Origin of the sequence: Pseudomonas sp. 37 R 15, from assembly GCF_900004865.1 — a bacterium.
GTDB classification, from domain to species: Bacteria; Pseudomonadota; Gammaproteobacteria; order Pseudomonadales; family Pseudomonadaceae; genus Aquipseudomonas; species Aquipseudomonas fluorescens_AM.
Map to the genome: position 1 here is coordinate 1 of NZ_CVTV01000029.1, position 24,200 is coordinate 24,200.

Here is a 24,200-nt window from a genome sequence, read left to right on the forward strand (position 1 = left end):
TGGATTAGCCCCTACAAAACCGGACACCAACTCCCCGTTAAATTGATGCTGCCGCCAAGCGCCTGAACTCCCTCGGTGAGCGATATTTCAAGGCGCTGTGTGGATGCTGCTCGTTGTAATGCTCGAAGGCAATTGCCAGGTTACGCAGCGCCGTTTCTCTATCTGGTTTGGGCATATGCGCCACGTAGTCACGCTTGATAGTCTTTACGAAGCTCTCGGCCATGCCGTTGCTTTGCGGGCTACGCACCGGTGTCGTTACCGGTTGCAAACCGATCTGCCGGGCAAATGCGCGCGTCTGTTCAGCGGTGTATGCCGAACCGTTGTCGCTTAACCACTGCACTGGCGTAGTCGGCAGTTGGTCACCAAAACGCTTCTCTACGCTTTCCAGCATCAAGTCGCGGATATCATCGCCACTGTACCCGGTCGGGCTCGCGACCCAGCCGATGGCTTCACGGTCACAGCAGTCCAGGGCGAAGGTCACGCTCAGTTTGGCGCCATCCTCGCATCGGAACTCAAAGCCGTCCGAGCACCAACGCGTATCGCTGGTTTTCACGGCAATACGGCCTTCGTGCCGACGCGGCACGCCGGGCTGTTTGATCCGGCGCTCAAGCAGCAGGTTGTGATCACGCATGACCCGGTAAACCCGCTTTACATTGATCGCAGGGAGTCGTTGCTTTTCTCGTGCACGGCGCAGTAATCCCCAGACGCGACGGTAGCCATAGCTGGGCAGCTCGCTGACCTGTTGCTGAATTTCGACTACCAACTCAGCGTCATTCACAGGCCTGCTTCGCCGTACTCTGGGCGATAGCGATTGCTTGATCCGAACCGTTAATTGCGAGCGCGCCACACCGAGACATTTGCTGACCAGCTTCACTGGTCGTCCCCCGGCAACAAGGGTGAGTGCGCAATCCATTTTCGCGACCGGGCGATCTCTACGGCCTCTTTTAGAACTTCGGCTTCCATCGTCTTCTTGCCCAGCATCCGCTGCAATTCGCGGATCTGCTTGAGCGCATCGGTCAGTTCCGACGCCGGTACAACGGCTTCGCCAGCACTGACCGCCGACAAGCTTCCGTCCTGGTAAAGCTTGCGCCACAGGAACAGCTGGTTGGCGTTGATGCCGTTGCGTCGGGCCACTACGGACACGCTTTGTCCCGGTTCAAGGCTCTCGCGAACCATTGCCAGTTTCTGGTCGGTGCTCCAGCGACGCCGGCGCTCCTGGCCGAGCAATTCGCCACCCTTATTATTGCTGTTAGTCATAAACATACCCGTTTGCCTATCCCTTATCTTAAGGGGGGAACGGTGTCCTGTCTTTCATGGGGCTCGTTCAGTAATGATTAGGGCAGGCCTTTCCCTATCCAGTACCTCGAGCCCTTTTCGACCATTGCTGGCGGTTACCACCATGAACCCCTCATCCTCCAGCGCGAAACTGAGAATGTCAGCGATCAAATACTCGTCGTCGACGACCAGGATGGTGGTCATTTCAGTTCAACCCACTCAAAAGCTTAAGAAATCGAACCTGGAGGTGACTCAGTGGGGACTGAAGGTTCATGTCTTGAAGCCTTTGTCAGAAAAACATCTTTATCATGGATGACTATCTCAAAGCGCGAGGGGTCATAAGAGCTGTCTCGTACTTTAAGAATGGAAAGCGTCCTGCTTAGTTCAGAGTGATTCTCAGAGAAACGCATAAGCATCAGGTTGTCTACGATGCTGGACAGGTCAGAGTTTGGCGCGCTTACCTCGGAGCCAAATAGATCACGCATTTCCCAGGATGCGAATACGGTTACGCCCCTGGATCGCAGCTCATTCATGAGCGCACTGAAGAAGTCAGTAATTCGCGCCGAATTTGTGGAGACTCGTGTCATACCGCTAAGGCTATCTATGAACAGGCGCTTGATACTCTTTTCTTCAACGATACTCAGCAGTCGTGCGCCCAGCCCATCCAGCAGGCCTTCCGTGGTGGGCTGCCAGGCAATGCTCAAGGCGCCGCAGCCCTCCATACCCTTGATATCGATACCAAGTGATTGGCCTTTGAGTCGCAACCGTTGTGGGCTTTCGTAAAAGCCAAAATGCAGCCCTGGAGCATCGACCGTCGACTCTGCAAGAAATTTGAGACCCAGAGTCGTTTTACCAATGCCGGAGGGGCCCATGACCAGAGACACACTGGAACTGTACAGGCCTCCACCCAATATGCCGTCCAGCGAACCTATGCCACTAGGAATTCGCGTCATATCGGCGTTATCGGGAGAAGACGGGTGGCTGTAGAGACTTTCGAGTCGCGGATAAACCACCAAGCCATTATCGGTAATTTCACACTCGTGAAGACCGGTCATGGCTCCGCTGCCGCGAGTTTAACGTAGCTGAATGCGACGCACTGAGCGAGTGCCATATAACTCTTCGCCCATTTCTATGACGCCATCAACCATGGTGTGCTCAGGACTGCCGTCGTCGAGGCGGGAGCTGGTAAGGAATAGCACCGTGCAACCAGCAAAAGCGGCGTGCCCCTGCAGTTCAGAAATGAATTTCTTGGTATCGATATGCGAATCGGCTTTTGAACGCGCATTGAGCAGGCCGTCTACCACCATCACTGTGGCTTTCTGACGGCTTATCTCGCGTCGGAGCAGCTTTACTACCTCGTCCAGTCCTTCGTTTTCCAGAGTGTCAAACGCGCTGACAAACTGAATTTCGGCGCCTACCTTGGAAGAGTCGAAAAAGCTCAGTGTAGAAAGGAACTGAAAGAGACGGTCGTGCGATTCGGCCAGCAGCGTGGCGACTAGAACACGACCTCCATTGCTCGCATGATGAAACCCAAGCTGGTTGGCCAGAATCGTTTTTCCAGACCCTGGGCGCCCTTGGATTATGTAAGAAGAGCCTGCGACCAGCCCGCCCTTGAGCAGAGCGTCGAGTCCTTCGATTCCACTTTCGAGGCGTTTTAGCTTTTCCACAATGCGACCCTGATCTGAAAACAGGCTGTTTAAGCCGAGTGGACGGAATGCTAACGCCAATTTTGCTTCGGAGCCATTCTGGTTGAGTATAAAGGTGGAGCGATATCACACTCTGGGGTCATAAAAGTTGCCCACGAGCGGCTGCTTTTGGCCGTTTTCTGCCCGTCGTAGACCGAGGTCAGCGGGGGAGGCTGGTAGTTCCGTTATGCCTTGAAACGTTAGATTGACCGTTAGCTTTGAAGCCTGCGAACGGCTACGGTAATCGAGGTTAAGACCCTCACTTCACATGAACTTGTCGGCCGGGCGGGCCGCAGGGATGAAATGCCCTTTAATCGGACGTTAGCGTGCCCGCTTACATCGACTTGACCGAGATAACTTCCACAAATCTGAATTTTTTCTTGGCTAACTTTGTAGCTTCTTGCTCTGCAACTAGAGAACTGAGCGTATCGGCTTCATGTACGATCTCGTGCATCTTGCCTTCGAATTCATTCCCCACCCTCAGTGTGACTTTCAATCTGGGAGTAAAGGATTTTGAGAGTTTCTTTTTCTTCACTACCTTTGTCTGCTCCGCGATCACGATTTCTGGTGCAGTGTCTTGCTCATGGGTGTCGATCACTGATGCAGGGGCCTCTGGCGCACCGAATAGCGCCCGACGCATTTCTTCTTCCGTCAGCTCTGTAGTCATACCATTTCTCAAGAGGGGGTCGTGTATAGCGTTTTCGATTCTATCACTGCGGACAGCGTCGGAAATAAGAAGGCTTGACGTGGTATCTGACTTGCCATAGCCACTAAATCCGAACGTGCGTGAGTTTCTGCTCAGAGCGCTTGTTCGAATGCAGCCTTATTGACACTCATGCTTGTGTTGTCGCCGCTTCACATTTACGCTTTGCTCGGTCGCGGTCAATCCCGCGACCGGGTGTCGCAACCTGAATCGAAACCAAGGCGCGGTATGTGCCATATCGCACAGTCAGCACTTCAAGTGCTAGCTGCTGCTTTTCTATGGCGCACCGTGCAGGGCAGGCTTCGGCCTGGCCGGGTTCCTTGGTTTCCGGTTTGCGACCCCTGTACGGTGTGCCACCCATTCGTGTCGCAACGGTGGATGGCATTCCTTAATCAAACCAAGGAGATAAGGAAAATGGCATGTCCCCCTTTTAAGCTCGTGCGCCACCCCGGCCAAATGGTTCAGGCTGCAAACTATCTCGGAGGACTCCGTGATGTTTGATCTTTCGCTTCTCATCGGACTCCCCAAACCCAACAGCATCGATACTTCAGTGCTTACCCCTGAAGATGCTGCGATTAAACTGCGGCAGGCTGCCACTCTCCGGCTTAACGGAGCCCAGAGTATTCTGCTTCATTTTCCGCAAGACGTTGAGCTGGCAGTAGAGCTGTTGGATGACGCCGCGGTGTTGTACGACAGGGCGTTCCGGAATCTGACTGGCATCCCAGCTCAAAGCGTCCATCAACAGATTCATGAATATGTCTCTGTCCCGTCAGTTGAAGGGGCTCCCGCGATCCAAACTCCGTGGGGCGATGAGTTCGCTCCGGTAATCAAGGAGGGCGTTCGTTGCGCAGAGACTTGGCTTGAGGGCTCATCATTACCGTTATGGTGGGCGCTGTCTCAGAACCGAAAACGTCATCGTCCAGGTGATCCACAAGAGGCATTTGAAGCAGGTTTTTTGCTGCGGTTGCAGCAGACGCTGATCATGCGACGTGAGGCCGTCACCTCCCAATCAACCCGCTTCGATGCCTGAGTTTGTAATTGACGTTTGAGATTTGCTTTTCCCGCCAAACCCTCCGATCAAGCGATCTTTGATCGTGCCGATCGGAGGGTTCACTCGCTTTTTCTGGAAGCCGCCGCGTTCCACCCTTCATGCTCAAATTTAATTCACACCACGCCTACTTTCACCATCAGTATTTCCCCCTGATTTCCATCGAGCGCAACGTTATTCAGTGTATGTGTCCGAATCTTTTCGTTGGGCATGGATGTAGGTGTGGCGACAGCGGCGACGGCGGCGACAACCCACGTATAACGTGGTCTGGGGCATGGCGACAGAAGTGGCGACAGTCGCCACTTTCTCAGCGCGTTGGCTGTGACGCTTGACCACCTTTTCGAGTGGGTATAAAAAGTGGTGCACGGATCGCTGTCGTTGACAGCACCTGCCCAGGTAGCCAGAACCTTTAAGGCTACGCCCCTCGCGTGGTGGTTCTTCCCCAAGTGCGATTAGTGTCCGGCGGCTCGCACGGTCACTCCCCAAGAGTGATGGATGCCTACTCGACCAATCTGCCCCCTGCGGCCGACGATGGACCTACCTCGCTGCATTGCAGCAACCTCACCTCTTGGCACACTTCGCTGCGCCAGACCTTGCCCGTCTCTTTCTGCTGGAAAGAGACGGGCGCTCGTACCATTGCTGCAAGCCACGTCGTACAGGGCATTGCCGCAACTCTCCTCGTGACAATCGACCTGACAAATCCGATTCGTCGCCATCCGCAACGACACAGGCACCGGTGCCGCAGCCAATGGAAAGGCTGCATCTGACTGACAGTCAGGCATGCCCCAGGTGTCCATGTCATTGCCTTCTCCTACTCCGGATCTCCTGGTGCCGAACTCGTCAGTCGGCACAGCCTCCACCCGCCCGCATCTTCGGATGCGTCTGAGGAGGCCAGATTCATGGGGTCATGCCCTTGCTCCCGGTCGTAAGGAGCCGTTCGTTCCGCGTCAGTGAACACCTCACAGGCCGCAGGGGCCTTGATCCCTGATAACACTCAACAGCCGTGGCGGGACTACGTGAGGACAACCAGCAATGATCGAGGAGAGGGCCCATGCAGCAGTTAGATCCGAAGCTTGAACTACCACGACCACCTCGACTGCTGATTGAGTCGAATCCCGTGGCCCCGCCTTATCCGGTGCAGGCACTGGGTGGGATTCTTGGGCCTGCAGTCGAACGCATGGCCGAGGTCATCGGGGTGCCCCAGGCATTGGCTGCACAATCGGTGTTGGCTGCTTCGGCGCTGGCCACTCAAGGTCATGCGGGCTTACAGCTCGATGGGAGACATTATCCCCTGTCGTTGTACCTGATCACGGTGGCCGCGTCAGGGGATCGTAAAACGGCGGTGGATCGATGTGCATTGCTCCCAGCACGGCAATGGGAGCGTGAACAGTGGCAGCGCTATCGCGAACAACTTGTCCGGTACCGTGCCGCACAGCGACAGGCGCAGCGTATCAAGCCTGGCGATTCTGAGCCCGCAAACGGAATGTCGCTCGAAGCGGAGCCCTCAGCACCTAGGCTGATCACCACGGATCCCACTATCGAGGCCCTGATCAAGGGACTCTGCCATGACTTGCCGAGCATGGGTCTGTTCTGTGATGAAGGCGGACAATTCCTCGGCAGCAGTACCATGAGTCGGGACAACCGTTTGAAAGCGGTCACGACGTTGTCGTCACTCTGGGACGGTAGCCCGATTGATCGTGCTCGCTCTATGGCAGGCGAAAGCCTACGAGCCTATGACCGACGCTTAAGCCTGCACCTGATGCTGCAACCGTATCTAGCCATGCAGTTACTCAGTGACCCATTGCTGCAGGGGCAAGGCATTCTCGGTCGCTGCCTCATCACCTGGCCCACCAGCCTGGCCGGACAACGCAGTTACCAGTCTGTCGACTTGTCCAAAGACGCCGCCCTAAAGCGATATCACCACCGTCTTTCGGCCCTGTTTTATCAGCCTTGGTCACTTTCCGCTGACGGTGCCTTGCGGCTATCACCGCTGACACTGAGTCCGTTAGCCCGCCGTCGCTGGATTGATTTGCATGATGCCATCGAAGCTCAACTGGGTGAGTTTGGTGAGCTGGCCAGCGTGCGGCCCAGCGGTTCGAAGGCCGCCGACAACCTGTTGCGCGTCGCCGGCATTTTGGCCGTTGTGGAGGTCGATCACATCCAGCGGGCCTCAACCTTAGTTGGCTATTACCTCACCGAGATCCAGCGCTTGACCGAACAGGAGCCGGTGTGCCGAGTAAAAGAGGAGGCAGACCGGCTGCTGCGCTGGCTGCAGGTCAAGAATTGGAAACGCTTCAGTATTCGAGAGCTGAATCGCAACGGTCCTCGCTTTGCCCGCAAGAGCAGCCGTCATGCGGCCAAGCTGCTGGTCGAGTTGATTGATCATCAGTGGTTGATCACCGATGGCCACACCTTCGAGGTGCGTCATGTTCAATCTTGATGAAGCGCTGCGTAACCATCTGGCTCAGCGCCAAAATGAACCGAAAGTGCGGTTTGTCGCCGCGAGTGTCGCCACTTTGTCGCCACGCTCAAAGCCAGACAAGGCAAGGGTTGTCGCCGGTGTCGCCGGTGTCGCCATCACCCGTAAAGCTAGCACCTCGACGACAGCCATAATCCAATGGTTGAAAAAGGAGGGCGCGCAACTATACGTCGCCGGCAACACGCTGTGCTTTCGCCCGACTGATTGGGCCCAGTTCGCTATTGTGAATGCACACTGGCGAGCCCTTTTTTATGAGCTCGCGGTAGTCGATCAGGAATAGAAGAATGGCTCGGGTCGGTAAGCGATCGGGGCGCAATTTCGGCTTCGGTCGCCAGCTTAGCTATGCTGGACCCCAAGCCCTGAAAGACCTGTTTGGCGACGGCCATTTTGCTACCGTCAAAGCCCATAGTGATCGCTGGCAGGCGTTCGTGCATTGGTGTCGATCCGATGAAGGACCGAGGGTCAACGACGCGCGCCAGATAGACCGCGAGATCCTCATGCGGTACGCCGTCCACGTGCGGGAGCAGGTTGATCAGGGCAACGTGGGCATTGCCACCGCGCAGAACCGACTGTCCAGCGTGAACCGAACGATGGCCGCGCTGCGCGGTGATCAGTACGTCAAAATCCCGAGTCCGAGTAAGGCGCTTGGCTTGCAGCGCTCAAGCGTGCGCAGTGAGGCACCGCAAGGACAAGACCGTGTGCAGGTCGAGCAGATCGCACTGGCGTTGTCAGAGCGCGGTCAGCAACGAGTAAGCGCAATTGTGCACCTGGCCCGGGAGACCGGCATGCGTCTGCGTGAAGCTATCCTGGCGGACCTGCCCCGACTGCAACGAGAGGCCAGGCAACTGGGCAAGTTCAACATCCAGGACGGCACCAAAGGCGGTCGATCAGGCACGTCAGCACCGCGCTGGATCGCGGTTACTGATCAAATTCGTGGCGCCTTGGATAGGGCCTGGGAGGCTTCACCCAGTCGCAGTCGGAACCTGTTGGCCCCCAACGAGAGCTACAAAGAGTTTATGCAGTCAGTTGTGCGATCGGCACGTGACATCTTGCATGAGCATGGATTGAAAGGCTTTCATGAGCTGCGTGCGGCTTATGCCTGTGAGCGTTATGAACAACTGACGGGCTTCTCGGCACCCGTCAATGGCGGTCGTGGCCATCGAGAAGATCGAGAGCTTGATCGGCAAGCCCGCCAGCAAATCAGCCATGAGTTGGGACATAACCGCATCGATGTGGTGAGTGCCTACATCGGAGGTCGGCGATGACATCCGCGTTCGACATGGCGTTGTTTCTGAGTCCAGTGCTCAAAGGTGCGCATGCCACGCGGCAGCGGCACATCAGGCAAGCGGAAAGGATGCAAGAGGCAATTGGTCGGCGCTGGGGTTGCGCGACTCCATACTCCTGGAAAGAAAAACATGTGAGGTGGTTTCTGCAGCACCACCTGCGTTGCTCAGCTCCAGCTACCGTCTACTATTATGAGTTAACAACAGCTCTAATTCGTAGGCGGCGTGAAAGTATCAAAGCTGACATTCAGCTCAATTTGGATAAGTGCTCACCAAGCTGTGGCATCCCGCAACCTAAATGGTCGACTTCAAGCTAAGCCTATCACTACGCTCTGCGGACGCACTTCACTGGGCAAGAAGCTAAGAGGCCGTAGTTTTACACGGCTCTGGTATTTCCTGTCTCAAGCCCGTCAAGATGATCGGCGTACCAGTGCATCATTGTCGTACGTTGCTCCAGATACTGAGCCTTGTTATAGATCCCTCGGACACCTGACGGCTTGTGACTGAGCTGTGCTTCAATGTGGTCCGCTGGAAAGCCGTGCTCGTTGAGGACAGTGCTTGCAATATGACGGAAGCCATGTCCGGTCTGTCGTCCTTCGTAACCAAGGCGCCTTAGCGCCATCAGAAAAACGGTATCGCAGCGAGGCTTGGTTCGATCACTTCGACCAGGGAACAGCAATGGGTACGCTCCCGTGATTTTCCGTAGTTCAGTAAGAGCGCTTAATGCCTGCTTACAGAGTGGCACAAGGTGTTCACGCCCCTTTTTACGGCCTTTGCGTTCAACGGGGATGGTCCAAAGCCGTTTGTCAAAGTCGAACTCAGCCCAGTATGCCTCTCGAAGCTCGCTGGGACGGACAGCCATGAGAGTAAGCAGTTGGAGGCCAAGCTGAACATCTTTGGCGTGAGGGTATGATCGTATTGCTCTGAGCAGTGTGGGAAGTTCTTCCAAGGAGACATGGGCGTAGTTCTCAGCCTTTCCTGATGACAGAAATTTATGAACCCCCTCTAAAGGATTGTTCATAGCCCTGCCGGTTACGCGAGCCAGGTCGTAGATGTCTTTGCAGTAAGCCCTCACGCGACTCATCTGCTCGAGGATGCCCTGACGTTCGAGCCCTCTCAAAAGCTCCATCCATTCCATCGACATGATGGAAACATAGGGACGTTTTCCGACAAGAGGGAATACGTGACGGTCCAAGGCTCCAAGGACTCTTTTTGCTGTGCCGACATCCCAGCCACCCAAGCGAGATGTATGCCATTCACGAGCGAGGGCTTCAAAGGTTTCGTTTGTTGCTGCTACTTCCGCAGCTTTTCTAGCTTTCTTGGCGGTTATCGGATTTTTGCCTTCTGCTGCATCTGATCTCAATTCGGCAGCCTTTTGCCGGGCAAGGGCGCCGCTGACTTCTGGATAACCGCCTAGCCCGAGCCACGACCATTTGCCGTCGGGCTTCTTATAGCGCAACTCCCACGATTTCTGCCCGTTAGGCTTTACTCTAAAATACAGCCCCGAGCTGTCTAGCTCACGGTAGGCCACCACTTCAGGGGCGAGGTTGACTAGTGCAGTATCGGAGAGAGGACGGCGTTTAATATCGCTGCGTTTCATGCGTGTATGCCTCCAGTTCAATTTTTATTGAAGCATACACAGGGGCATACAGGATGTGAAGGTTGTGGATGGATCAGCTTGGACGTCCAGATACAAGAAAGCCCGCACGAGGCGGGCTTCTTGAGGTGATTCATAGACATCCTTGGATCTCTATAAATCGGTACTTGGTGGCTACACAGGGACTTGAACCCCGGACCCCAGCATTATGAATGCTATGCTCTAACCAACTGAGCTATGTAGCCAAGTGGCGCGCATTATTCGCGTAGAACGGGAATGCGTCAAGGGCTTTTGTTAAGTTTTTTTCTACGCTTTCAACCGTTTAACGAAAAACAGGCCAAATGGCGACGAGTGGTGGGATCACAGCGGGGGCTCTTCAGGCTGCTATCTTTTGCCGCCGCGTACGTAAAGCTGCGGTCGAGTTGGGCAGATATCCTTTTCGCCCAACGCTTTTTTGTAGCGGGGACTTACGGCTGCAACGGGTTGTGAGTCACGCGTTTAAGCTGTTCGCGCGCCCGCGACAAGCGTGACCGTACGGTGCCGATGGGAATGTCCAGCGCATCGGCGGTGTCCTGATAGCTGCCATCTGTTTCGAGCGAAGCGTATAGCGTTTTACGCATTTCCGCCGGCAGATGGTCGATGGCGTTCAGGGTTTTCTCCAGGCGTCGGTTGACTTCAAATTCCCAATCCAGGCTGTTGTGTTCCTCCTGGCCATGCCACAACGATTCGTCGAACTCGCAATGCACGGGTTTGGCATACATGCGCCTGAAGTGGTTGCGGATCAAATTCTGAGCTATCCCGCACATCCAGGTGCTGAGCGTGGCCTGGCCGCTGAAACGCTCTCTGTTGCGCCAGGCTTCAAGGTAGGTCAGTTGCAGCAGGTCGTCCGCATCTTCGGGGTTGAGCACGCGTTTATGAATGAAGCGTCGCAGTTTCTTTTGCTGGTCGTCCGTCAGTTGAACCATGAACTGAGGCGAACTGCCGACGAGGTGAGCGAGATCACCAATAGGTATTTTCATGTTGTTTTTCCTCCGGGAAGGCTCGATCGAAATGGTTTCGATAGGAACCCCTTTTGCACTGGCTGTGCCAAATGGGAAAAACACATAACTTATTGATTTGTATGAATATATATTCTTGGTTTAATGCTTTTTGTGCCGTAACCTGCAAAAGGTTCGATGTGGATGTGCAAGTATTTTCACGCCCATCACCTTGAAACGTTTTGATGGAACTGGACCGCAGCGGCTTGCCACATAGGGACACAAACTTCCCATTCTGGCCCGCCCATGAAAGTCGAATCCTTCAACGATGTGCAGCAGATCCAACCCTCGGAAAAGCCCAGTGTCAGCACTGTCGAAGCGCCAAGCCGTTCGCTGGCCTTGGATGACATTGCGCAGATTTTCGCCGAAGAAGTGGCACTTAATGCGCAAGCCCTGGGCCGGCGAGCCATTGGCGCGAAAGTTTCGCCTGTGGCGGAGTTCGTGCAGCTGTATGAACAACTGGGCCACCCTGGCCAAACCACGCTGGAAACCGTTGTTCGTCGGCTTCGGTTTGAGTTGCTGCGCAAGCCCACTGTCGAAAAATTGGTAAACCTCGCCGGCAGTGACCCCGCTCGCGCCTTCGTGGTGCTTCAGCTGATCGCCAGCGAAGCGAAAACTAACGGGTTGAGGGTAGAGGAGGACTCAGCACGCAGCGCGCTGAGAGAGCTCAAGCGTGATTTCGGCGGCCCGATCCAGGCAGGTCTGAATATTGCCTTGGCGTTGAAGGAAGCCAGCGCTGACCCGCAGGAGCGTCAGGACGTGCGTGCGCTTTATTACGCCTCTGTGGTCGTGCGCCAATCCTTGGCGTTGATGCTGCAAACGCTCTTGAAAATGTACGGCCCGACGGAGTTTTCCAGGGGCGTCGGCCTGATGACTCAGGCGCTGAACGGTGATATCGCAGCCCACACACAGTCTGTGCCCACGGAAAAATTGCGTCTCTTGCTCAAAGGGTTGGGGGAGTGTCGCGAGTTGCGCTCAGTGCTGGGCAACTGCGAGGCGTTGATCCAGCGCCTCAACGTTGAACACGATGCGGTGGGTCTGTTGCAGCGTTTTCTGGGTTACGCCAGTACCGGCATCGATTCGACTGAGGTGCAAAGGCTGGCCAGTGAGTTTGGCGGCACGCTGCTCGCCGCCCGGCTGCGTTCGCTCAACGAATTGTCCAGGGAGATAAAGGCCCTGCCCTTGGCCTGGTGGCTTGATGCTCAATCCCAGGCCAGCGCCGTAAAAGCGTTCAAGGACGTGATGCTTGAGTGGGCCCGCGAAGAACGCGGCCACCTGAAATTCCCCGACGAGACGAGGACGTTCGGGTGACACTGCTGTCATCGATCAATGGCGTGCTGCTCAAGGTGGCACGGCGTGCCGAAGTACTCGGCGCGGTCGTGGTCATGGCCATCGTGTTTATCTTCATTGTGCCGCTGCCCACCTGGCTGGTGGACATCCTGATCGCGTTGAATATCTGTATTTCCTGCCTGTTGATCGTACTGGCGCTCTACCTGCCAGGGCCGTTGGCGTTCTCGTCGTTTCCATCGATCCTGCTGCTGACCACCATGTTTCGCCTGGCGTTATCGATCGCCACCACGCGCTTGATCCTGCTGGAGCAGGACGCCGGTGACATTGTGGAAGCGTTCGGTAATTTCGTGGTGGGTGGCAATCTGGCGGTGGGCCTGGTGATCTTCATGATCCTGACCATCGTCAACTTTCTGGTGATCACCAAAGGTTCGGAGCGGGTCGCTGAAGTGGCCGCCCGTTTCAGCCTGGATGCGATGCCGGGCAAGCAGATGTCGATCGACAGCGACCTGCGCGCCGGACTGATCGACGGTGCACAGGCGCGGGACAAACGTGAGCAGCTATCGCGCGAAAGCCAGTTGTTCGGGGCCATGGACGGGGCCATGAAGTTCGTCAAGGGCGACGCCATTGCCGGTTTGATCATCGTGGTCATCAACCTGCTCGGAGGCTTCTCGACCGGCATGTTCCAGCACGGCATGAGCGCAGGCGAGTCGATGGCGCTGTATTCGGTACTGACCATCGGTGACGGCCTGATCGCGCAGATTCCCGCGCTGCTGATCTCCCTGACGGCCGGCATGATCATCACCCGAGTGGCGCCGGACGGGCGCAAGGGCGTCAGCAATATAGGCGCCGAAATTGCGCGGCAAATGACCAGCGAGCCCAAGAGCTGGATGATCGCGTCGGTGGGCATGCTGGCCTTTGCCACGCTTCCCGGCATGCCCACCGTGGTGTTCATTCTGATTTCGATGATGACCGGTACCCTGGGTTATTACCTCATGCGTCAACGCCAGCGCGAGGAGACGCCACAGCCTTCGGACGAGAAGGCGGTCCGTCCGGAAGATAATGGTAATGAAGACCTGCGCGGCTTCGACCCGTCACGGCCGTATCTGCTGCAGTTCAATCCAAAGCTGTACAGCACCCCCGAGGTCATCGACATCGTTCAAAAGATTCGTCAGGCCCGAAACGCACTGGTCGCCAATATCGGTTTGACGCTGCCGCCGTTCGAAGCCGAATTCAGTGAGTCGCTGGCCGTCGATGAGATGCGCTTCTGCGTGCACGAGGTGCCTGTCGTGACGGCGACCCTCAGCGACCGGGTAGCGGTCGAGTACGCTTCCCTGGCGCAACCTCCGGACAGAGGGGAAAGAGGGCTGCTTGAGCGGGACGAAGCAGACTGGCTGTGGCTCAGCCCTGATGATCCGTTGCTCGACGATCCGCAGGTTGAGCGTTTCAGTGCCCAAAGCCTGGTCATCGAACGCATGAAGCGGGCGATGCTGCTTAGCGGGCCGCGGTTTCTTGGCATCCAGGAAAGCAAATCGATCCTCAGCTGGCTTGAACACAACCAGCCGGAACTGGTGCAGGAACTGCAACGCATCATGCCGCTTTCACGTTTTTCGTCAGTCCTGCAGCGGCTGGCGGCCGAGGGCGTGCCATTGCGTGCCGTCCGGTTGATCGTCGAATCGCTGATCGAGTACGGCCAGCATGAGCGCGAACCGGATGCCCTGGCCGATTACGCCCGTATCGCGCTCAAGTCTCAGATCTTTCACCAGTACAGCGAAGCCGACGGCCTGCACGCGTGGCTGCTGTCGCCGCAAACCGAGAACATCCTGCGCGAAGCCTTGCGCCAGACCCAGAGCGGCGTGTTTTTCGCCCTCGATAACGACAGCAGTGCTGCCCTGGTTGGCCTGCTCAACCAGGCGTTCGCGCTACGACCCAAAACCAAGAGTGTGCTGCTGGTGGCTCAGGATCTGCGCAGTCCCTTGCGCGCTCTGTTGCTGGATGAGTTCAACCATGTGCCGGTGATGTCGTTCGCCGAGCTGGGGAGCAATTCCAAGGTAAAGGTCCTGGGCCGATTCGACCTGGGTCAGGACGAACTGCTTCGCGGGGCTGTGGCATGAGCCTCTTATTCATACGCCAGCCCAGGGTGGCCCCATGATGTTCGAGCTGCGAGTGCTGGACGGCTTGCATCAGGGCGCCGCGCTGCCGTTATTTGGCGAGCAGTGGAGCCTGGGTGCCAACCCGGACGCTGATTTGCTGTTGAATGATCCCGAGGTCGTCGAGCATCACGCACGTTTGCGCTTGGCCGATGATCGATGGTCAGTGCAGGCCGAGGCTGGACTGCTTAAAGACAGCGATGGGCAAGTGTTGGCGCAGATCGGCGAGCTTGCGCTGAACACGGTCTTTTTGATTGGCTCCGTTCGCCTGTGTGTCAGCCCGGCTGATCAGCCCTGGCCGCAGGCGCCCGTGGCTGTACCGCCGTCTTCTGAGCCTGGGGGGCAGGCCCCGCTTGCGTTGAAACTGTCGTCCATCTCATCGTCCCAGCAAAAGCGTTTGCTCAGCCTGGCACTTGCGTTTGCCGTGCTCATGGCGGCGGTCGGCATTATTTTCAGTGGAGAGCGCAATGCTCAGGCATCGCTGATGCCGGCGGTGATTCAAAAGCCTGAGCTGGCCTCGCCGTTCGAGGTGCGCCAGCAATTGTTGAAGATGCTCAACGAGCGGGAGCTGGGCCTGCGGGTCAGCTTGCAGGTCATCAATGGCCAGATTTCCCTCAGTGGTGATGTTTCGCAGGAGGACGTTGATGTGGTTGCACGCATGCTGGATCGGTTTGGCAAAGAGTTCGATACCGCTGTGCCGGTGATCAGTCGCGTGCGGGTACGTGACGGCGTACTGCCGTTCAAGATCGTACAGATCATCGGCGGACCGAACGGTCACGTGGTTCTGGAGGAAGGCACCCGACTGTTCGTGGGCGATGAAGTCAATGGGCTGCGCGTGGTGCTGATCGACAACAGCAAAGTGGTATTCGACGGTGCGCAACGGTATGAGGTGCGCTGGTGACCGGCACATTGCAAGAGCGCCTCGAGGCGTGGCAACGCAGTCAATCGGCGGCGTTGAATGGCTTTTCGCCCGTCACGATGCGCGGTCGCATACAGCGCGTCAACGGCATGCTGATGCAATGCCGGCTACCCCATGCACGTATCGGCGATCTGTGCCAGGTTGAAAAACAACCTGGCGATTACATGCTTGCCGAAATCATCGGTTTCGATCAGCAGGACGCGGTGCTCAGCGCCTTGGGCAATCTGGAAGGCGTGAGCGTAGGTGCCGGCGTGGAGCGCCTTGGTGTGCCGCACAGGGTACGAGTGGGTCATGACCTGCTTGGCCAGGTGCTGGACGGTTTCGGCCGGCCGATTGCCGGCGACGGACCCAGCGCGTTTGCCGAGGCGGATACGCCTGATGCAACCCCGGTGCTGTGCGAGGCGCCGTTGCCCACGGAACGGCCGCGTATCAACCGCGCGTTGGCCACGGGCGTGCGTTCGATTGATGGCCTGATGACGCTGGGGGAAGGCCAGCGCGTCGGGCTGTTTGCAGGGGCAGGTTGTGGCAAGACGACGTTGTTGGCCGAAATCGCCCGTAACGTGGATTGCGATGTGATCGTGTTCGGTTTGATCGGCGAACGGGGTCGTGAACTACGCGAGTTCCTTGACCATGAACTGGATGATCAATTGCGTGCCAAGGCAGTGCTGGTGTGCTCCACCTCCGACCGTTCCAGTATGGAGCGCGCCCGCGCAGCCTTTACCGCGACGGCATTGGCCGAGGGTTTTCGACGCAAGGGGCAGCGAGTGCTGCTGCTGATCGACTCCCTGACGCGGTTTGCGCGAGCCCAGCGCGAAATCGGCCTGGCCGCGGGCGAACCTTTGGGGCGAGGAGGTCTGCCGCCTTCGGTGTACAGCCTGTTGCCGCGCCTTGTAGAGCGGGCCGGGTTGACGCGTGAGGGGGTAATCACGGCCATCTACACAGTGCTCATCGAGCAGGACTCGATGAATGATCCGGTGGCCGATGAAGTTCGCTCGCTGCTGGATGGTCATATCGTGCTGTCACGCAAGCTGGCCGAGCGTGGCCATTATCCAGCGGTCGACGTACTCGCCAGCCTGTCGCGGATTCTCACCAACGTCGCCGAGCCTGCGCATATCAAGGCCGGCACCGCATTGCGGCGGCTGTTGTCGGCCTACCAGCAGATCGAGCTGATGCTCAAGCTGGGCGAGTACCAGGCGGGCAATGACGCCCTGACCGACATGGCGGTGGACAGCCGTCAGGCAGTAGACAGTTTCCTGCGCCAGGACCTGCGCGAACCTTCGTCCCTCACCACGACTATGGATCAACTGACGGAGCTGACCGCCTATGTCCCATTCTGAAATGCTGCCGGGTGAAATCGAAACGCTGCGCCGTTTGCGTCGGTACCGGGCAGACCGTGCCGAGCGTGAGCTGCGCGAAGCCAAACGATCACAGCAAGCGCTGGTTGCGCACATTCAGCAAGCGCAAGACACGCTTGAGAAAACCCGCGAAGAAGAGGCCCTGCAATCTGCACAACTGTTGAGTGAGCATCAGGGGCAGGTTGTGAGCTTTCAGGCGCTGAAGTCCTGGGGCCGCAAAGAGCAAACCTTGTCTGCCGGCACCCGGCGTGAAGAAGGCCAACTGCAACAGCTGCAAGGGCAGCGCGAACAGCGTGAAGTGGAAGTGGGTATCGCACAGAAGCACGTCACCCTGTGCCTGCGCCAGGTGGAAAAGCTGCAGGAACTGGCCAATTTACTCACGCAGGAACCGATATGAACCCGATCTCAGCCAACCCCCCTGAACGCCAGCGTCGACGCGACCCCCGTGAGGAACGGGTTCACGAGGTAGACGCCTTGGTGCCTTGGGAACAACGGCAGCTCTTTACCCAATTGTTCGGTGATGACGATCGGGAGTCGGGCCGTAGCGCGTCACAGGCCGAAATAAAGATATCGGGTGATCTCGCCATGGTCCAGGCGTTGACGGAGCAATTGCTGCCTCGGCTGCAAAGCGTTTCAACCTTGCCGCTGTCGGTGGCCATGTACTTGCCCCGTCTGGGGCGGATCAACGCCAGTATTCGTCGAAAAAAGGCTGGATGGGATATCGAGCTGGAGGCGGAGCAGATGACAACTGCAAGTTGGCTCCATGACGTACGGCAGCAGTGTGAACGCAGGCTCGCCGCAAGCCTGGCGTTACCGGTGCAGCTGTACGTGGCAAATTCGGCACCGGCATGATGTTGCCACCTCTGGTCTTGCGCACGGTGAGGGCTGATGCAGTGGCGGCCCGGCGCCGATTGGGACGCGGATTGCGTATGCCGTTCCAGGTTGCCGAGCAACGGGGCGAGTTACGCCTCGAGCCCGGCACTGAGCCAGCTGGCGCTCAGCCGTTGTGCGTCGAAACCACCTGTGGGGTAGTAGCGTTCAGTGAGCCGGGGCCGCAATTGAGCTTGATGGGCGAATGCCCGGTGACATTGGCCCAGGCTGGCAACGATCCGAATTCCTGGTTCTGGGAATTACTTCAGCACTATCTGAGCCCGCAGATACGTGACCTGTTCGGTTATGTGCGGTTGCTGGATGCCGGTCGCCCCGAGGGCTTCGGCTGTCGGCTCAGCGTGTCCCTGGGCGCTTCGCGGGCCACGGGCTATGTGTGGCTGAGCGCTGAAAGCTTCCTCGCGTTGTGCGAAGCCGCCCCATGGCGTTCTATCGCTGCACCGCTGCCGGCGCGGCTCCAACTGGCGATTGCCGTAACTCTGGGACGCGTGCGCCTGACAATTGCACAGGTACGCAGCCTGCGCGCCGGTGATGTGTTGGTCCCTGAACTGACCCTGTTCCAGGCGCAGGGCAGCGGGTATATCCAGGTTGGCAGGCATCGGCTGCGGGGCACTATTGACGATGAAAACGGGACCATGTGCCTGACCCTTTCTTCTATCGAGGACACGTCTGTGGACGAGAATTTTGCAGCGCACCCGTACTCCGAGGATGCGCAGGATGAACCCGTGGTGGATATCTTTGGCCACGAGCCATTCGATGAGTTGAGCATGGCGCTGAATGTTCGCTGCGGCACACTGAATCTCACGCTGGGTGAGTTGCGCAATCTGGGCCCTGGCTCCGTGCTGGGTATTACCGGTTACGCGCCTGGCCTGGCGGGCCTGTATTACGGCGATCGTCCGATTGGGCAGGGCCAGTTGGTGGAGGTCGACGGCCGTCTGGGGTTGCAGTTGTCCCGCGTGCTCTTCGGCCGATGATACTTCAGGGGCTGGACCCCCTCGTTCTCGCGCTGTTTCTCGCCACGCTGACGCTGATGCCGATGCTGTTGATTATCTGCACATCGTTTCTGAAGATCGTGATTGTGCTGATGATCACCCGCAACGCCATCGGCGTGCAGCAGGTGCCACCCAGTATGGCGATCAACGGCATCGCATTGGCCGCGTCGCTATTTATCATGGCGCCGGTGGGCTACCAGATCGCCGAAAGTCTGAAGATTTCTCCACTGGACACGAGCAATGTGCAGACGGTGCTGCAGACAGGCGCAGAGGCCATCAAGCCGTTGCGTGCATTCATGCTGCGCAATCTCGACCCCGACGTACTCACCCACCTGTTGGAAAACACGCAACGCCTTTGGCCCGCGCAAATGGCCCAGGAGGTCCGGCGTGAAGACCTGATCCTGCTGATTCCTGCCTATGTCTTGTCGCAACTGCAGGCGGGCTTCGAAATCGGTTTTCTGATCTACATCCCCTTTATCGTGATCGATCTGATTGTCTCCAACCTCTTATTGGCGCTGGGTATGCAGATGGTTTCACCCATGACCATTTCCCTGCCGCTCAAATTGCTGCTGTTTGTAATGGTGTCCGGCTGGTCGCGGCTGCTCGACAGCCTGTTCCTTTCCTATCTCTGAGCTGACTATGGAACCGATCGTATTGTTCAAGCAGGGCATGCTGCTGGTGGTGGTCTTGACGGCGCCGCCGCTGATCGTGGCTGTGGTGGTGGGGGTGCTGACCTCGTTGGTGCAGGCGCTGATGCAGGTACAGGACCAGACGTTGCCGTTTGGTATCAAGCTGGTAGCGGTGGGTGTCACGTTGATCATGACCGGGCGCTGGATTGGCGTGGAGTTGATTCAACTGATCAACCTGACGTTCGACATGATTGGCCGCTCGGCCCTCCAGTGAGGTTGCGCCTGTGCTGCTGTATCTTGAGTTTCTGCCGAGTCTGATCATCGCCATGGCGCGTATTTATCCCTGTGCTTTTCTGGTAGCGGCATTCAGTTTTCAACATATTCGAGGCATGCCCCGGCATACGATCGTGATGGTCATGGCGTTGATCCCCGCGCCAGGCATCCATGCCGCGTTGGAGGGCCTGGATTATTCGGGGCTCATGCTTGCAGGCCTGGCGCTCAAAGAGCTGGCCCTTGGGGTGTTGCTGGGCGTATTGCTGTCTATGCCGTTCTGGATGTTCGAGTCGGTGGGAGCGCTGCTGGATAACCAGCGAGGCGCATTGGCCGGAGGCCAGCTCAACCCATCCCTGGGGCCGGACGCGACGCCTGTCGGGCACCTGCTCAAGCATTTGGCGATTTTTCTGTTGATGGTTACGCTGGGGCTGGGTGCATTGACCCAGGTGATCTGGGACAGCTATCTGATCTGGCCGCCAACGGTGTGGTTCCCGCTGCCGTCGCCTAATGGGTTCAGCGTGTTTATCGCCCTGCTCGGGGATACGTTCACGCATATGCTGCTCTACGCCGCACCCTTCATCGCCGTGCTGCTGTTGCTGGAGTTCGGCATCGCGCTGCTGGGGGTCTACAGTCAGCAATTGCAGGTGAGTACGCTGGCTCCGCCGCTCAAGAGCCTGGCGGGGATTGGCATCCTTTTGCTGTATTTTGCGTTACTGCAGGATTTGATTGTCGGGCGCATGAACTTGCTGGGTGATCTCAAGCATTCCCTCGGACTGCTGTTCAAGGTAGGGATGCCATGAGTGACTCGGGGGAGAAAAAACACCCCGCCTCGGCCAAAAAACTGCGTGATCAGCGCAAGAAAGGCCAGGTTTCCCAAAGCCAGGATGTGAGCAAGTTACTGGTGCTGACCGCCATCAGCGAAATCGCACTGTATACCGCGCAAACCAGCTTGCAACGGTTTGAGCAAATGATGGTGTTGCCGATTTCACGCATCAATCAGCCTTTTGTGCGAGCGCTGGAGGAGGTGTTGTTCGACGGGCTGGTGGTTTTTTTATCCTTCGCGCTGTTGATGGTCGGGGTTGCGATTGCCACTAAACTGATCAGCAGTTGGATGCAAATCGGGTTCCTGTTCGCCCCGGACGCGCTCAAGCTCGATTTCAATCGGATCAACCCCATGAGCCAACTCAAGCAGATGTTCTCCGCGCAGTCGGTGATGAACCTGTTGATGAGCGTGGCCAAAGCGTTTCTCCTGGGACTGATTGTGTATCTGGTGGTCTGGCCTTCTCTGGATGCTCTGATTAATCTGGCGAACAGCGATCTGCAAAGTTACCTGCTGGCGCTGATTGCGCTGTTCCGCCATCTGCTGCACGCCTGTCTCGGATTACTGCTGGTGTTGGCACTGACCGACCTGACAATGCAAAAGTACTTCTTTGCCAAGCGCATGCGCATGACCCAGGTCGAGGTCACCAAGGAATACAAAGATATGGAGGGCGACCCCCATGTCAAAGGCCAACGCCGCTCGCTGGCCTATCAATTGGCCCAGGAAGAACCCAAGGTCAAATTGCCCAAGCTGGAAGAGTCGGACATGTTGGTCGTCAACCCGACCCACTTTGCCGTCGCCCTGTATTACCGTCGCGGCAAGACGCCGTTGCCGCAGTTGGTGGACAAGGGCACGGATGCGCAGGCGCGTAGACTCATCGACCGTGCCAAGGCCGCTGACGTGCCGGTCATCCAATGCGTCTGGCTGGCCCGCACACTTTACGAGAAAAGACTCGGGGCGCCGATTCCTCGCGAGACGCTGCAGGCCGTGGCGTTGATCTACCGTACCTTGCGTGAGCTGGATGATGAAGCCAAACGTGAGACCCTCACTTTGCCGGAGCTCGAGCAGCGCTGATCAGCGTGTAACCGAGAGGTCCAGAGCGTGCAGGTTGGCCAGAGACAGCATTCGGCTGAGGATTGTGTCCAGCACCTGGGGCTGGGCGGGCAGGGCGTGCCAGATAACCAGTGCGCCCTGTTTGTCCAGATAGATGTAACAGCCGTCAAACGCCAGCGCCTGTTCAAAACGACGCTCCAATACGCGTTCCAACTGGCCCGATTGCAGGGCCATGTTCTCGATGTGTAACGCCACCCCCTTGCGCGCGCCGGCATCGCACGAACGCCATGTGATTCCCGCGCACAGTTGCTGGTGAGCGGTGCGGCCGCTCACCAGGTCGTCGAGGAGTATCTGGCGCTTCAGGTGACCGTCTGCCAACCCCTTCACGCTCATCGTTCCAGAGAGATCGTTTGATAGTCCGAGCGTTCGCCGGCGGGCCCGGGTTCGACGCGCATCTGGGGTGGCCACCAGACCACCATCTTGTCCTTGGTCGATTGCGGGCGTGAGCAGGAATCGCCTTTGCAAGTCGGCGTGCAACCAGTGGCAAGCAATACGATGCCCAGCACTGTGACGTACAACAGTTTGTGGTTCATGGTGAGGTCGTCCGGGTTGGGGTGAGCAGGGAAGGGCGTGGCTCGCTCAGATGTTCATCTTTGATGACCGGGCGCATGGCGATGAACACTTCAGCTTCTTCGCCAGGCTTGAGCCAGGCGCGCGGCCAGACGGTGACCGCCAGCGTCTGCGAATTGCTGCATTCCTTTTCGTCGATGCGAACATTGCGCTTGAACTGATTGCGCAGCACCACCACCGCCACGTTGTATTGCGGCCCTGCGTACCACTGGCTGCGTTCCGTATTCAATGCCAGCAAGTCGCGGGTACTGCACAGAGTATTCAGTCCCAGGGGCATCGGCTCGGCCTTGAAGGCTTTGGGCACTTCGCCACTGACCAGGTGCGCCAGGGTGCTGGTGATGTCGCTGCGGTTAATCACCGGCTGGTGGGGAGCGTAGCGTCGGGCCAAGGGTTTTAGCGCGGCCTGCAACTCGACTTGATCGTCCTGGGGCAAATAGCGCGAAGGATCAGACTGATCGCCGATTACACGCGGGGTCAGAATGAACAGCCGCTCACGCCGGTTGTTCTGTCGTTCGGTCGAAGAGAACAGCGCCTTGCCCAGCAACGGTATGTTTCCCAGCACAGGGATTTTGTTTTGTTTGTCGGTGCTTTCAGTGACGTGGAACCCACCCACCACCAGCGAGCGCTTCTCTGCCATCACCGCCTGGGTGCTGACCTTGCCTCGGCGTACATCCGGGCCGATACGTTCGGGGTTGGACTCGTCAAAGTTACCGTCTTCGATGTCTATCGCCAGGTGGATCTGATGGCTGCCTCGACTGGTGATCACTCGGGGAACCACTTGAAAGCTGGTGCCCACGGTGATGGGCAGGATCGTCGCGTTTTCGGTGCCGGCAGTCAGGTATTGAGTGCGGTTGAAGTCGATGATTGCCGGCTGGTTTTCCAGGGTCAGCACCGAAGGGTTGGACACCATGGTGGCCAGCCCGCGGGATTCCAGCGCCCGTATATCGGCGTAGAAGCGGTCACGGCTTCCGATCGATAATTGCGATGCGGTACCGGGGGCCATGTTGACGCCGCCTCGGAAGCGGCTGTTCTGAAAGCCCCATTTGATACCGAACTCATTCAACTGTGTACGCTCGATATCGAGAATGATCGCGTCGATTTCCACCAGCTTGCGCGCGACATCGAGTTGGCTGATCAACTCGTGATACATCGCTTGTCGCTCCGGCAAGTCATAAATCAGAACGGCGTTGTTGCGTACGTCAGCCTCAACGCGGATCCGGCTGCTGCTCAATGGCGCCCGAGGTGTAATCGACATGCCGGAATCCGGTGGCGTAGGTGGGGTGAGCATTTGCCCCAGCAGCGGGTTACTCAGACGCGGGAAACTCGGTGTCACAGGTGCGGGCTGGGACTGGGACGCGGAACGTTGGGCCAGGCCGGAAAGCGTTGAGGTAGAGCGCGGATCCAACAGCCCACGCAGCATGGTCGCGACGCCTGGAATGATGATTTTTTCGCTGCGGTACTCTATCTGGCGGTCTGCGGCATTGGCGAATTTCAGCGGGAACGTCAGCACACTCTGTTTTTCATCCGCAGAGCGACGCTGGCTGCTGAACTGCTTGATCTGCTCGATGTAGCTTTTGGGACCGGAAACCAGAACGATACCGTCTTCCGGTAACTCACCCCAGCCGAAACGACTGTCGAGCAGTCCGATATCCGTCAGCGCCTGCTTGAGGTCGGAAACGGTTTCGGACGAGACCTCCAGGCGGGCGGATTCCTGTTGGTCCATCGTGCTGATGAACAGGGTGTTGTTGTACATGTACCACTGGAAGCGGTGTTCGACGCCAAGCCTGTCCAGCAGCGACTGCGGTGTATTCGCACGGATCTTGCCATTGACGTCGCCTTCCAGCAGACCCTCGATCTGAAGCCGCGTGCCAAAGGTCTGGGCGAAGTCTTCGAGCACTTCGCGCAACGGTTTATGTTCGGCTTCATAGGCGTAGGCGGTGTTTTTCCATTCGGGGGGAGTGGCGGCAAGGGGATTGTGCACCGGGGCCAGTATGCAGGCCAAAAACAGGGCCAGGTATTGCCAGTTTGCGCGTCTGGATGAAGTTTCGGGCGGGTCAATGTGCAAGCGTCTGTGCTTGTAGATCTCGTGCATAGGAC

The 24,200-nt window shown here is 57.5% G+C and carries 22 protein-coding genes, 1 tRNA gene and 3 pseudogenes; 16 read left to right on the forward strand and 10 right to left on the reverse strand.

Going from position 1 to position 24,200, the window contains the following annotated elements; genetic code table 11:
- Positions 1 to 37: 37 nt before the first annotated feature.
- From BFQ04_RS28440 to BFQ04_RS09410, 4 genes and pseudogenes are all read right to left on the reverse strand, one after another.
- Positions 38 to 1,257, reverse strand: a protein-coding gene (locus BFQ04_RS28440; RefSeq protein WP_371914492.1) for an IS3 family transposase whose coding sequence is annotated in 2 segments (ribosomal slippage) — positions 38 to 912 and positions 912 to 1,257 — 1,221 coding nt in all. Because the reading frame shifts where the segments join, the coding sequence is not laid out codon by codon here.
- A gap of 66 nt (positions 1,258 to 1,323) precedes the next feature.
- Positions 1,324 to 1,479 (reverse strand): annotated as a pseudogene (locus BFQ04_RS09400) (response regulator); the annotation flags it as partial.
- Positions 1,480 to 1,502: 23 nt separating this feature from the next.
- Positions 1,503 to 2,945 (reverse strand): annotated as a pseudogene (locus BFQ04_RS09405) (ATPase domain-containing protein).
- Positions 2,946 to 3,294: 349 nt separating this feature from the next.
- Positions 3,295 to 3,627, reverse strand: coding sequence for a hypothetical protein (locus tag BFQ04_RS09410; RefSeq protein WP_065950574.1), 333 nt, complete (start codon positions 3,625 to 3,627; stop codon positions 3,295 to 3,297).
- Between the two features lie 529 nt (positions 3,628 to 4,156).
- On the opposite strand from BFQ04_RS09410, the gene BFQ04_RS09415 reads away from it, so the two are divergent.
- The 5 genes and pseudogenes from BFQ04_RS09415 to BFQ04_RS29960 form a co-directional block, all read left to right on the forward strand.
- Positions 4,157 to 4,693: a LasR-specific antiactivator QslA gene (locus BFQ04_RS09415; RefSeq protein ID WP_065950575.1), complete on the forward strand. Its 537-nt coding sequence runs from the start codon at positions 4,157 to 4,159 to the stop codon at positions 4,691 to 4,693.
- A 1,069-nt stretch (positions 4,694 to 5,762) separates the two neighbouring features.
- Positions 5,763 to 7,151, forward strand: a complete 1,389-nt coding sequence (locus BFQ04_RS09420) for a YfjI family protein (RefSeq protein ID WP_065950576.1) — start codon at positions 5,763 to 5,765, stop codon at positions 7,149 to 7,151.
- Positions 7,138 to 7,470 carry a hypothetical protein gene (locus tag BFQ04_RS09425; RefSeq protein WP_065950577.1) on the forward strand — a complete coding sequence of 111 codons (333 nt, stop codon included), beginning with the start codon at positions 7,138 to 7,140 and terminating at the stop codon, positions 7,468 to 7,470. The genes BFQ04_RS09420 and BFQ04_RS09425 overlap by 14 nt, the downstream gene beginning before the upstream one ends.
- Positions 7,471 to 7,474: 4 nt before the next feature.
- On the forward strand, positions 7,475 to 8,455 hold the full coding sequence (locus BFQ04_RS09430) for an integrase domain-containing protein (RefSeq protein WP_065950578.1): 981 nt from the start codon (positions 7,475 to 7,477) through the stop codon (positions 8,453 to 8,455).
- A pseudogene (locus tag BFQ04_RS29960) lies at positions 8,452 to 8,700 on the forward strand (hypothetical protein); the annotation flags it as partial. The gene BFQ04_RS09430 and the pseudogene BFQ04_RS29960, both read left to right, overlap by 4 nt.
- Positions 8,701 to 8,849: 149 nt before the next feature.
- On the opposite strand, the gene BFQ04_RS09435 reads toward BFQ04_RS29960, so the two are convergent.
- The 3 genes from BFQ04_RS09435 to BFQ04_RS09445 form a co-directional block, all read right to left on the reverse strand.
- A complete protein-coding gene (locus tag BFQ04_RS09435; protein WP_065950579.1) occupies positions 8,850 to 10,073 on the reverse strand; it encodes a tyrosine-type recombinase/integrase in 1,224 nt (407 codons plus the stop codon).
- Between the two features lie 165 nt (positions 10,074 to 10,238).
- Positions 10,239 to 10,315 (reverse strand) — tRNA-Met (locus tag BFQ04_RS09440).
- 222 nt (positions 10,316 to 10,537) lie between these two features.
- Positions 10,538 to 11,089, reverse strand: a complete 552-nt coding sequence (locus tag BFQ04_RS09445) for an RNA polymerase sigma factor (protein WP_065950580.1) — start codon at positions 11,087 to 11,089, stop codon at positions 10,538 to 10,540.
- 264 nt (positions 11,090 to 11,353) lie between these two features.
- Between BFQ04_RS09445 and sctW the strand changes: the two genes are divergently transcribed.
- Genes sctW through sctU form a run of 11 tightly spaced genes read left to right on the forward strand, consistent with a single transcriptional unit; the run spans position 11,354 to position 21,494 of the window.
- A complete protein-coding gene (gene sctW, locus BFQ04_RS09450; protein ID WP_065950581.1) occupies positions 11,354 to 12,418 on the forward strand; it encodes a type III secretion system gatekeeper subunit SctW in 1,065 nt (354 codons plus the stop codon).
- Entirely contained in the window at positions 12,415 to 14,508 is a 2,094-nt protein-coding gene (sctV, locus tag BFQ04_RS09455) for a type III secretion system export apparatus subunit SctV (protein WP_065950582.1), read from the forward strand. Before sctW ends, sctV begins: the two co-directional genes overlap by 4 nt.
- A gap of 37 nt (positions 14,509 to 14,545) precedes the next feature.
- Positions 14,546 to 15,445, forward strand: a complete 900-nt coding sequence (locus tag BFQ04_RS09460; protein WP_175413269.1) for an FHA domain-containing protein — start codon at positions 14,546 to 14,548, stop codon at positions 15,443 to 15,445.
- Positions 15,442 to 16,800, forward strand: coding sequence for a FliI/YscN family ATPase (locus tag BFQ04_RS09465; RefSeq protein ID WP_065950584.1), 1,359 nt, complete (start codon positions 15,442 to 15,444; stop codon positions 16,798 to 16,800). Before BFQ04_RS09460 ends, BFQ04_RS09465 begins: the two co-directional genes overlap by 4 nt.
- Positions 16,787 to 17,215 carry a type III secretion system stalk subunit SctO gene (locus tag BFQ04_RS09470; protein ID WP_065950585.1) on the forward strand — a complete coding sequence of 143 codons (429 nt, stop codon included), beginning with the start codon at positions 16,787 to 16,789 and terminating at the stop codon, positions 17,213 to 17,215. The genes BFQ04_RS09465 and BFQ04_RS09470 overlap by 14 nt, the downstream gene beginning before the upstream one ends.
- The gene (locus BFQ04_RS09475; RefSeq protein WP_065950586.1) at positions 17,212 to 17,670 is read left to right on the forward strand and encodes a type III secretion system HrpP C-terminal domain-containing protein; all 459 of its coding nucleotides are present in this window, start codon (positions 17,212 to 17,214) and stop codon (positions 17,668 to 17,670) included. The genes BFQ04_RS09470 and BFQ04_RS09475 overlap by 4 nt, the downstream gene beginning before the upstream one ends.
- Positions 17,667 to 18,680 carry a FliM/FliN family flagellar motor switch protein gene (locus BFQ04_RS09480; protein WP_065950587.1) on the forward strand — a complete coding sequence of 338 codons (1,014 nt, stop codon included), beginning with the start codon at positions 17,667 to 17,669 and terminating at the stop codon, positions 18,678 to 18,680. The genes BFQ04_RS09475 and BFQ04_RS09480 overlap by 4 nt, the downstream gene beginning before the upstream one ends.
- Positions 18,677 to 19,330, forward strand: coding sequence for a type III secretion system export apparatus subunit SctR (gene sctR / locus BFQ04_RS09485; RefSeq protein ID WP_065950588.1), 654 nt, complete (start codon positions 18,677 to 18,679; stop codon positions 19,328 to 19,330). The genes BFQ04_RS09480 and sctR overlap by 4 nt, the downstream gene beginning before the upstream one ends.
- Positions 19,331 to 19,337: 7 nt before the next feature.
- Positions 19,338 to 19,601: a type III secretion system export apparatus subunit SctS gene (gene sctS / locus BFQ04_RS09490; protein WP_057725901.1), complete on the forward strand. Its 264-nt coding sequence runs from the start codon at positions 19,338 to 19,340 to the stop codon at positions 19,599 to 19,601.
- 10 nt (positions 19,602 to 19,611) lie between these two features.
- Complete coding sequence (gene sctT / locus BFQ04_RS09495) at positions 19,612 to 20,400, forward strand: type III secretion system export apparatus subunit SctT (RefSeq protein WP_065950589.1); 789 nt, start codon at positions 19,612 to 19,614, stop codon at positions 20,398 to 20,400.
- Entirely contained in the window at positions 20,397 to 21,494 is a 1,098-nt protein-coding gene (gene sctU / locus BFQ04_RS09500) for a type III secretion system export apparatus subunit SctU (protein ID WP_065950590.1), read from the forward strand. Before sctT ends, sctU begins: the two co-directional genes overlap by 4 nt.
- Here sctU and BFQ04_RS09505 read toward each other — a convergent pair whose 3' ends face one another.
- From BFQ04_RS09505 to sctC, 3 genes are read right to left on the reverse strand one after another with little or no spacing between them, the layout of a single operon-like run.
- A complete protein-coding gene (locus BFQ04_RS09505) occupies positions 21,495 to 21,866 on the reverse strand; it encodes a transcriptional regulator (RefSeq protein ID WP_065950591.1) in 372 nt (123 codons plus the stop codon).
- Positions 21,863 to 22,066 (reverse strand): HrpT family type III secretion system protein, encoded by a 204-nt coding sequence (hrpT, locus tag BFQ04_RS09510; RefSeq protein WP_065950592.1) that lies wholly within the window; start codon positions 22,064 to 22,066, stop codon positions 21,863 to 21,865. The genes BFQ04_RS09505 and hrpT overlap by 4 nt, the downstream gene beginning before the upstream one ends.
- Complete coding sequence (gene sctC, locus BFQ04_RS09515; RefSeq protein WP_065950593.1) at positions 22,063 to 24,195, reverse strand: type III secretion system outer membrane ring subunit SctC; 2,133 nt, start codon at positions 24,193 to 24,195, stop codon at positions 22,063 to 22,065. Before sctC ends, hrpT begins: the two co-directional genes overlap by 4 nt.
- Between the last annotated feature and the right edge of the window lie 5 nt (positions 24,196 to 24,200).

What these genes read in the sequence shown, in the direction of transcription:
- sctW (WP_065950581.1), top strand. Translation starts at nt 11,354, where the DNA reads ATGAAAGTCGAATCCTTCAACGATGTGCAGCAGATCCAACCCTCGGAA.
- sctU (WP_065950590.1), top strand. Translation starts at nt 20,397, where the DNA reads ATGAGTGACTCGGGGGAGAAAAAACACCCCGCCTCGGCCAAAAAACTG.
- BFQ04_RS09425 (WP_065950577.1), top strand. Translation starts at nt 7,138, where the DNA reads ATGTTCAATCTTGATGAAGCGCTGCGTAACCATCTGGCTCAGCGCCAA.
- sctS (WP_057725901.1), top strand. Translation starts at nt 19,338, where the DNA reads ATGGAACCGATCGTATTGTTCAAGCAGGGCATGCTGCTGGTGGTGGTC.
- BFQ04_RS09445 (WP_065950580.1), bottom strand. Translation starts at nt 11,089, where the DNA reads ATGAAAATACCTATTGGTGATCTCGCTCACCTCGTCGGCAGTTCGCCT.
- BFQ04_RS09475 (WP_065950586.1), top strand. Translation starts at nt 17,212, where the DNA reads ATGAACCCGATCTCAGCCAACCCCCCTGAACGCCAGCGTCGACGCGAC.
- BFQ04_RS09505 (WP_065950591.1), bottom strand. Translation starts at nt 21,866, where the DNA reads ATGAGCGTGAAGGGGTTGGCAGACGGTCACCTGAAGCGCCAGATACTC.
- hrpT (WP_065950592.1), bottom strand. Translation starts at nt 22,066, where the DNA reads ATGAACCACAAACTGTTGTACGTCACAGTGCTGGGCATCGTATTGCTT.
- BFQ04_RS09415 (WP_065950575.1), top strand. Translation starts at nt 4,157, where the DNA reads ATGTTTGATCTTTCGCTTCTCATCGGACTCCCCAAACCCAACAGCATC.
- sctR (WP_065950588.1), top strand. Translation starts at nt 18,677, where the DNA reads ATGATACTTCAGGGGCTGGACCCCCTCGTTCTCGCGCTGTTTCTCGCC.
- BFQ04_RS09460 (WP_175413269.1), top strand. Translation starts at nt 14,546, where the DNA reads ATGTTCGAGCTGCGAGTGCTGGACGGCTTGCATCAGGGCGCCGCGCTG.
- BFQ04_RS09420 (WP_065950576.1), top strand. Translation starts at nt 5,763, where the DNA reads ATGCAGCAGTTAGATCCGAAGCTTGAACTACCACGACCACCTCGACTG.
- BFQ04_RS09435 (WP_065950579.1), bottom strand. Translation starts at nt 10,073, where the DNA reads ATGAAACGCAGCGATATTAAACGCCGTCCTCTCTCCGATACTGCACTA.
- BFQ04_RS09410 (WP_065950574.1), bottom strand. Translation starts at nt 3,627, where the DNA reads ATGACTACAGAGCTGACGGAAGAAGAAATGCGTCGGGCGCTATTCGGT.
- BFQ04_RS09480 (WP_065950587.1), top strand. Translation starts at nt 17,667, where the DNA reads ATGATGTTGCCACCTCTGGTCTTGCGCACGGTGAGGGCTGATGCAGTG.
- BFQ04_RS09430 (WP_065950578.1), top strand. Translation starts at nt 7,475, where the DNA reads ATGGCTCGGGTCGGTAAGCGATCGGGGCGCAATTTCGGCTTCGGTCGC.
- BFQ04_RS09470 (WP_065950585.1), top strand. Translation starts at nt 16,787, where the DNA reads ATGTCCCATTCTGAAATGCTGCCGGGTGAAATCGAAACGCTGCGCCGT.
- sctC (WP_065950593.1), bottom strand. Translation starts at nt 24,195, where the DNA reads ATGCACGAGATCTACAAGCACAGACGCTTGCACATTGACCCGCCCGAA.